Raw genomic sequence first — 8,798 nt, 5'->3', positions numbered from 1 at the left:
ATCGAGCTGCACGAGCACGGCATCCTCGAGAAGTACGGCGTCGAACTCATCGGAGCCAACTTCGAAGCGATCAACAAGGGCGAAGACCGCCAGATCTTCAAGGAGCTTGTTCTCGAATGCGGGGCAGACGTTGCGCGCTCGCACATCGCCCACACCGTAGAAGAGGCGATCGCCTTCGCCGAAGATCTCGGCTACCCGCTCGTTATCCGCCCGTCCTTCACGATGGGTGGCCTCGGCTCAGGCTTCGCCTATGACCGCGAAGAGCTTGTGCGCATGGTTAGCGACGGACTGCACCAGAGCCCGACGACCGAGGTGCTGCTTGAGGAATCCATCCTCGGCTGGAAAGAGTACGAGCTCGAGCTCATGCGCGACACTTCGGACAACACCGTCGTGGTGTGTTCGATCGAGAACGTCGACCCTGTCGGCGTGCACACGGGAGACTCGATCACGGTTGCTCCGGCGCTGACCCTCACCGACGTCGAGTTCCAGAACCTGCGCAACATCGGCATCGACATCATTCGCGCCGTCGGTGTCGATACGGGCGGATGTAACATCCAGTTCGCCATCGACCCCGCGACGGGCCGCGTGATCGTGATCGAGATGAACCCCCGCGTATCGCGTTCAAGCGCGCTTGCGTCGAAGGCAACCGGATTCCCGATCGCCAAGATCGCTGCGAAGCTCGCAATTGGTTACCGTCTCGACGAGATCCCCAATGACATCACCAAGGTCACCCCGGCGAGCTTTGAGCCGACGCTCGACTATGTCGTCGTCAAGGTTCCTCGCTTCGGCTTCGAGAAGTTCCCCGCCGCCGATACGACGCTGACGACAACGATGAAATCCGTCGGCGAGGCGATGGCTATTGGGCGCAACTACGCGACCGCCCTGCAGAAGGCTTTGCGTTCGCTCGAAAAGCGCGGATCGTCGTTCCACTGGAACGGGGATGCCCGCTCCAAGGATGAGCTCCTCGCCGTGGCAGCCGTTCCGACGGATGGGCGCATCATCACGGTGCAGCAGGCTCTTGTCGCCGGCGCCACGAGCGAAGAGGTCTTCGCCGCGACGGGGATCGACCCCTGGTTCATCGACCAGATCGTTCTCATCAACGAGGTGGCGGCGGATGTCGCCGACGCAGCAGAACTCGACGCGCGGGTTCTTCGGCATGCCAAGGAGCACGGGTTCAGCGATGCCCAGGTGGCGCAGCTGCGTGGGTTGCCCGAGGCTGAGGTTCGCGAGCTGCGTTATGCGCTCGGCGTTCGCCCCGTCTTCAAGACGGTAGACACGTGTGCGGGGGAGTTCCCGGCCCTGACGCCGTACCACTACTCCAGCTACGAGCAGGAGACCGAGGTTGTGCCAAGTGACCGCCGCAAGGTGATCATTCTCGGCTCGGGACCGAACCGCATCGGCCAGGGAATCGAGTTCGACTACTCCTGCGTGCACGCGTCGTTCGCACTGTCGGACGCCGGTTTCGAGACCATCATGGTCAACTGCAACCCCGAGACCGTGTCTACCGACTATGACACCTCCGATCGTCTCTACTTCGAGCCGCTGACGCTTGAGGATGTGCTGGAGATCATCCACGCCGAGAGCGCGAGCGGCGAACTCGTTGGCGTTGTCGTGCAGCTCGGTGGCCAAACCGCTCTGGGTCTCGCCAAGGGCCTCAAAGAGGCCGGAGTACCCATCCTCGGCACGTCACCGGAGTCGATTGACCTGGCCGAAGAGCGTGGACTGTTCCAGGGCATCCTCGACGCCGCCGGTCTTGTTGCCCCGCGCAACGGCACCGCTATCGACATTGCCGGCGCGGTGAGCGTCGCGGAATCGATCGGTTTTCCCGTGCTCGTTCGCCCCTCGTTCGTGCTGGGCGGTCGCGGCATGGAAATCGTTTACGACACCCCTTCGCTGGAGAACTACTTCGAACGCATGGAGGGCCAGGTCGTTATCGCGGATGGTTACCCCCTCCTCGTCGACCGCTTCCTCGATGACGCGGTCGAAATCGACATTGACGCGCTTTACGACGGCGAGCAGCTTTATGTCGGGGGAGTCATGGAGCACATCGAGGAGGCCGGAATTCACTCGGGCGACTCGAGCTGCACGCTCCCGCCCGTAACGCTGGGTCGCGAGCAGATCGCTCGCGTCAAAGAGGCGACTCTTGCGATCGCCGAGGGTATCGGCGTTCGCGGCCTGCTCAACGTTCAGTTCGCGATCGGCGCTGGAGTGCTCTATGTGCTTGAGGCTAACCCGCGCGCATCGCGTACGGTTCCCTTCGTCGCCAAGGCGACGGGCACCCAGATCGCCAAGGCTGCAGCCCGCATCATGGTGGGCACGACAATCGCCGAGCTCATCGCCGAGGGAATGCTGCCCGAGCACGATGGGGCAGTCGTTCCCATGGACTCGCCGGTTGCGGTCAAGGAGGCCGTGCTGCCGTTCAAGCGGTTCCGCACCAAGGAGGGTCGCATTGTCGACTCGGTGCTGGGCCCGGAGATGCGGTCCACGGGCGAGGTCATGGGCTTCGACTCGAACTTTCCCAAGGCGTTTGCCAAGAGCCAGGTAGCCGCGTCCGTTCGACTGCCCCACACGGGAACCGTGTTCGTCTCTGTCGCCGACCGCGACAAGCGCGCGATCGTGCTCCCCGTTGTGCGTCTACAGCAGCTGGGCTTCACGATCTTGGCAACGTTGGGCACCGCCGAAATTCTCAGCCGCAACGGCATTACGGCCGAAATCGTGCGCAAGTACGACCAGGGCGGGGCCGCCGACGGCGAAGAGCCAACGATCGTCGACCTCATCAACGACCAAAAGGTCGACATCGTCATCAACACTCCGAGCGGGCGCAGCGCTCGGGCGGACGGCTACGAGATTCGTGCGGCAGCAGTGGCTGCAGATCTCCCGCTCTACACGACGATCGCGCAGGTTGGCGCGGCCGTTGCCTCCATCGAGTCGATGCGCGAAGGGTTCGACGTCAAGTCTCTCCAGGTGCATGCGGCGGAGCGTGCAGAGCGGCTCGCGCTTGTCGACTAGATTCGGAACCCGCCTCGAGGAGGCCGTCGAGCGCACAGGTCGCCTGTGCGTTGGCATTGACCCACACCCGTACCTGCTCTCATCGTGGGGGCTTTCTGATACCGCGGAGGGCATCCGGGACTTTTCGTTCCGGGTGCTCGACGCGGCGCAGGGTGCTGCGGGAATCATCAAGCCCCAGGTTGCCTTCTTCGAGCGTCACGGCTCGGCGGGGTACGCCGTGCTCGAAGATCTTCTGGCGGCGGCTCGGTCAGCGGGCGTTCTCGTGATTGCGGATGCGAAGCGTGGGGATGTTGGCACGAGCGTCGAGGCCTATGGCCAGGCATGGCTCACGCCGGGCAGCCCGCTCGAGGCGGATGCGATGACCGTGAGCGCGTTTCAGGGTGTCGGTTCGCTCGACGCCGTGCTCGCTCTCGCCGAGTCGAGCGGAAAGGGCGTTTTTGTTCTTGCCGCGACCTCGAACCCCGAATCCGCGCTCATCCAGCAGGCAAAGACCTCCGCCGGCACGAGCGTGTCTTCTCAGATCATCGGCGAGCTGGGGGCGTGGAATACGACCCAGCAAACGGCTCCGGATCAGTGGGGTTCTGCGGGCGTCGTTCTCGGCGCGACCGTAGCGCTCGACGATTATGGGGTCAGCCCACGCGACCTAGAGAACATGCCCATTCTTGCTCCAGGGTTTGGCCACCAGGGGGCTCAGCTTTCTGACCTTCGAACCCTGTTCGGTGACGCATCTCGCTCGGTTCTCGTGAGCGCATCCCGCAGCATCCTCTCGGCCGGACCCGACGGGATCGCTGGCGCCATCGCTGCGCACTCCGAGGAGATTCGGGCAGCGGCATCGAAAGCATCCGGTGCCTAGGATGGCTGAATGCCGAGCCTGACGCCTCCCGAGGTAGACCGTGCTGCCGCCTCGCGGGCTGCGGTCGCCGCACGACGGGCGAGGGCTGAGATCAAACGAGCGATCAGTGCGGGGGAGCGTTCCGCCCGCGACGTCGCGCGACGGGCATGGAATGACCCCGATTCGGCAGAGGCCAGCCTTCGGGTTACGGAGTTGCTCACGAGCATCCCGGGTATCGGCCCGGTTCGCGTTGCGGCCCTGTTGTCTCGCCTTGAGATATCTGATTCAAAACGGGTCGGCGGCCTCGGACGACGCCAAAGAATACGACTGGAGAATTGGTTGACCGAGCGCGAGCACACAGAGCCGACGACGAAGGGACGCCTTGTCGTTCTCGCGGGGCCCACCGCCGTGGGCAAGGGCACGGTCTCGACCTACATCCGCGAGAACTTTCCCAACGTTCACCTTTCGGTCTCGGCGACCACGAGGGCTCCGCGCCCTGGAGAAGTCGATGGTGTCAATTACTTCTTTGTGACGGACGAGGAGTTCGATCGGCTCGAAGAGTCTGGCCAAATGCTCGAGACCGCCACTGTGCACAACGCCTACCGGTATGGCACACCAAAACCGCCGATCGATGAGGCGCTCGCCCAGGGCCAGAGCGTGCTCCTGGAGATCGATATTCAGGGCGCGCGGTCGGTGCGCAAGGTCATGCCAGAGGCGATCCTCGTCTTTTTGCTTCCTCCGAGCTGGGAAGAACTCGTGCGCAGACTGATCGGTCGCGGCACGGAAGGGCCGGAGGAGCAGGCCAGGAGGCTCGCAACGGCGAAGGTCGAGCTGGCGGCCCAAGATGAGTTCGATTACCGTGTCGTCAACCATACGGTCAGCAAAGCGGCCCAGGAAGTCGTAGACTTGATCTCTACGTCTCGCAGCAGCACGAAGGCCGATTGACGGCCACAAGGAGTATTCGACAATGGTCAACCGCACCCAGGGCATCATCGATCCCCCCATCGACGAGCTTCTCTCTAAGGTCGACTCCAAGTACGCACTCGTGATCTTCGCGTCGAAGCGCGCACGCCAGATCAACGACTACTACGCAGACCTTCACGAGGGAAGCCTGTTCGACAACGTCGGGCCGCTCGTCGACTCGACGATCGACGACAAGCCCCTCACCGTTGCTCTCCACGAGATCAGCGAAGACAAGCTCGTTATCAAGCCGCTCGCCGAATAGCACCCGGTAGGCCTGCCCGCCCTTCGGTCGCGGCAGGCCCGGCCCCGCGGGGCCGTATCCTCGCGAATCGACATCCTGCGGAACTACGCCGATTGAGGAGTGCGCATGCCGACGAGCCCCGCCGCCCTGACCATTGTCGTGGGCATCACCGGAGGCATCGCTGCCTATAAGGCGGTCGGCGTCGTCCGCGGGCTCGTCCTCGAAGGCCACGACGTCCACGTCATCGCCACGGAGGCCGCACTTCGTTTTGTTGGCCGCCCCACGCTAGAGGCGATCAGCAGAAACCCTGTGAACACTGACCTCTACGAGGGTGTCGCCGAGGTTCGACACGTCGCGATCGGCCAGTCGGCTGATGTGATCGTGATAGCTCCAGCGACGGCAAACACGATTGCCAAGCTTGCCGCGGGAATCGCGGACGATCTTCTGGGCAACACCGTGCTCGCGAGCACCGCACCGATCGTCATCGCCCCGGCGATGCACACCGAAATGTGGCAGAACCCCGCCACCGTCGCCAATATGGCGACCCTCCGCACCCGCGGGTTTCATGTTGTGGGCCCCGCGGTCGGTCAGCTTACCGGCGCAGATTCCGGCCCGGGCCGACTTGCTGAGCCCGAGCAAATCATCGAAGCAACTCTCGCCGCGGTTAAGGACCAGGACCTCGCCGGGCGGTCGATCGTTGTCACGGCCGGTGGCACGCGCGAGCCTCTCGACCCTGTTCGCTTTCTTGGAAACCGATCCAGCGGCAAGCAGGGTGTGGCGCTTGCGACCGCCGCAGCAGCCCGCGGCGCAACCGTGACGCTGATCGCCGCCAATCTCGAAGTCGTGCCGCCAGCATCCGTCACCGTCGTGTCGGTTGAATCGGCCAGGGAGCTTCGGAATGCGGTCATCGAGGCTGCGCTGACCGCGGACACAGTGATCATGGCTGCGGCTGTGGCCGACTACCGACCGAGCAGCGTCGCTGAGGGCAAGATCAAGAAGGAGACGCAGGGGGACGAGCTCGTGCTGACCCTCGTTAAGAACCCTGACATTCTTGCCGAAGTCGCGTCGTCGAAGCGGCCAGACCAGGTAATCGTCGGGTTTGCAGCGGAGACCGAGAACGACCCCGAAAAGCTCCTCGAGCTCGGGCGGCAGAAGCTGGCTCGCAAGGGCTGCGATTTTCTCGTGCTCAACACCGTGGGCGTTGGCGTGGTCTTTGCAACAGATCTCAACACCATTACGGTGCTCGACCGCGCCGGGCATATAGTTGCCGAGGCTGCTGGATCAAAGGTGTCAGTGGCCGACCGTATTCTTGATGTGCTCCTCTGACTGACACCGAAGGCATTGCCCCTATGAATGATTCCCTGCGCCTGTTCACCTCTGAATCGGTGACCGAGGGCCACCCTGACAAGATCTGCGATCAGATCTCCGACAGCATCCTCGACGCACTGCTCACGCAGGATCCCCATAGCCGGGTCGCCGTCGAAACGCTGGTCACGACAGGGCTCGTTCACGTCGCTGGAGAGGTGACCACGAGCGGATACGTCGACATCCCCGGCATCGTGCGAGAGGTCATCACCCGCATCGGGTACAACTCTTCCGAGGTCGGCTTCGACGGCAGCAACTGCGGCGTCACCGTGTCTATCGGTGCGCAGTCGCCCGATATCGCTCAGGGCGTCGATCACGCTCTTGAGCAGCGCGAAGGTAGTGCGGTTGATGAGCTGAGTGCGCAGGGTGCGGGCGACCAGGGAATCATGTTCGGCTTCGCAACCAAAGAGACGCCGTCGTTCATGCCGATGCCAATCTGGCTCGCCCACAAGCTTGCGGAGCGCCTTGCAGAGATGCGCAAGGACGGGCACGTCGACTACCTCCGCCCCGACGGAAAGACCCAGGTCACCGTCGGATACGACGGCCACACTCCTCGAACGATCGACACCGTCGTTCTCTCAACTCAGCACGCACCCGGCGTGGGAATCGGCAACCTGACGGCCGATATCAAACAGTTCGTCATCGATCCCGTGCTGGCCGAAGCGGGGCTAGACGACTCCGCCGTCTCGCTCCTCGTGAACCCGACCGGCAAGTTTGAGATCGGCGGGCCCAAGGGTGACGCTGGCCTCACGGGCCGCAAGATCATCGTCGACACCTACGGTGGCGCATCTCGCCACCGCGGTGGCGCGTTCAGCGGGAAGGGCCCGTCGAAGGTCGATCGTTCCGCGGCATACGCCATGCGATGGGTGGCCAAGAACGCGGTCGCAGCGGGGTTGGCCGACAGGCTCGAGGTTCAGGTGGCCTATGCCATCGGCCGCGCTGCGCCTGTTGGTCTCTATGTCGAGTCTTTTGGCACGGGTGCAGTCGCGGACTCTGTGATCATCGACGCGATTCGCAACGTCTTCGATCTCCGGCCTGCCGCGATCATCCGAGACCTCGATCTGCTTCGCCCGATCTACGCCCGTACGGCGGCCTACGGTCACTTCGGCCGAGAGCTCCCCGACTTCACGTGGGAGCGACTCGACCGCGTCGACGACCTGCGTTCCGCCGCGGGCATCTAGCCGTGACGGGCTCGGCACCGGTTGCCCGGGTCCTGATCGATTCACCCCTGCCGCAGCTTGATCGGCTGTTCGACTACGAGATTCCTGAGGAGTTCGCCGCCGATTGCTCCGCCGGAGTACGGGTGCGGGTTCCGCTCAGATCTGCGGGTCGTGTCGCCGACGGCTATGTGATCGAGATTGCAGAACGCGGCGACTATCCGGGCGCCCTGAGCCAGATAGATTCCGTCGTATCCCCGGTCTCTATCCTCGCCCCCGAGGTGTGGGCACTCGCGCGAAAGCTTGCCGATCGTGCGGCGGGCAACGCGAGCGACATCATCCGCATCGCCGTGCCCAAACGGCAGGTCCGCGTCGAAAAAGCCTGGCTCGCGTCGCCAGAAGGTGTGAGCACCATGCCGACGGATGATGTGCAGCCTGTCGCACCCATGCCTCCGGAGTTCGCCCCGGGGCGCATCGCGGCACTGATTAACGATCGGGAGAGGGTTGCTCTCGATGCGGTTCCTCGGCTCGTATCAGTGGTGGATGCTGCAGCGCCGGGAGCGGAACCGCGCTGGGTGGGTCATTGGGCGGTCACTCTCGCGGCGGCGGCAGCGCACACCCTTGCGCAGGGTCTCAGCGCGATAATTGCTGTGCCGGACTATCGCGATCAAGATCAACTGATGGCCGCGCTCTCTGGCGTCGTCGCGGCCAACCGTGTGGTGCGGATGGATGCACGGCAGTCCAACCCAGAGCGGTATCGCAGCATCCTCGCCTGCCGTGGCGACGAGCCGCTCGTCATCATCGGCAATCGATCCGCTGTCTACGCGCCCGCTCGCAATCTCGGCCTGATCGCCCTGTGGGATGACGGCGATCCGCTCCATTCGGAGCCGCTGTCTCCTTACGTCCATGCCCGGGATGCCGCGCTCGTGAGACAGGAACAGCAAAAGTGCGCCCTCATTTTCGCTTCCCACGCGCGGAGCACAGAAGTCCAGAGGCTCGTTGAGCTCGGGTGGCTGGGCGAGGTTGGCTCTGAGCGCGCTGTGTTGCCCAAGGTCATCCCCACGGCTGCGCAGGAATCGCAGGACCGGCTCGCGGCCGGCGCACGCATCCCGTCAGCGGCGTGGAGAGAGGCCCGCGCCGGTCTGGAACGAGGCCCCGTCCTCGTGCAGGTCGCGCGACCGGGATATGCCCCCCAGCTTTCGTGTGAGGACTGCCGCGCATCCGCACGCTG

At 63.9% G+C, this 8,798-nt stretch carries 7 protein-coding genes; all 7 read left to right on the top strand.

Annotation, left to right across the window (positions count from 1 at the left end):
- The coding region (carB, locus tag AC062T_RS01625) for a carbamoyl-phosphate synthase large subunit (RefSeq protein ID WP_476026771.1) at nt 1-3,009 on the top strand (3,009 nt) is incomplete at its 5' end.
- The gene (gene pyrF / locus AC062T_RS01620; protein WP_476026769.1) at nt 2,999-3,862 is read left to right on the top strand and encodes an orotidine-5'-phosphate decarboxylase; all 864 of its coding nucleotides are present in this window, start codon (nt 2,999-3,001) and stop codon (nt 3,860-3,862) included. The genes carB and pyrF, both read left to right, overlap by 11 nt.
- Before the next feature lie 9 nt (nt 3,863-3,871).
- Complete coding sequence (gene gmk / locus AC062T_RS01615; protein ID WP_476026767.1) at nt 3,872-4,786, top strand: guanylate kinase; 915 nt, start codon at nt 3,872-3,874, stop codon at nt 4,784-4,786.
- Between the two features lie 22 nt (nt 4,787-4,808).
- Nucleotides 4,809-5,066, top strand: coding sequence for a DNA-directed RNA polymerase subunit omega (gene rpoZ / locus AC062T_RS01610; RefSeq protein WP_108516525.1), 258 nt, complete (start codon nt 4,809-4,811; stop codon nt 5,064-5,066).
- Between the two features lie 126 nt (nt 5,067-5,192).
- Nucleotides 5,193-6,371, top strand: coding sequence for a bifunctional phosphopantothenoylcysteine decarboxylase/phosphopantothenate--cysteine ligase CoaBC (gene coaBC, locus AC062T_RS01605; protein ID WP_476026773.1), 1,179 nt, complete (start codon nt 5,193-5,195; stop codon nt 6,369-6,371).
- Between the two features lie 23 nt (nt 6,372-6,394).
- Nucleotides 6,395-7,591, top strand: a complete 1,197-nt coding sequence (gene metK, locus AC062T_RS01600) for a methionine adenosyltransferase (RefSeq protein WP_476026765.1) — start codon at nt 6,395-6,397, stop codon at nt 7,589-7,591.
- 2 nt (nt 7,592-7,593) lie between these two features.
- Nucleotides 7,594-8,798 (top strand): primosomal protein N' family DNA-binding protein (locus tag AC062T_RS01595; protein WP_476026764.1); only part of this gene is annotated, 1,205 nt, incomplete at its 3' end.

Source organism: Homoserinimonas sp., assembly GCF_056262345.1.
Note: the sequence above shows the minus strand (reverse complement) of the source record. Positions and strands in the feature narration are given on the sequence as shown.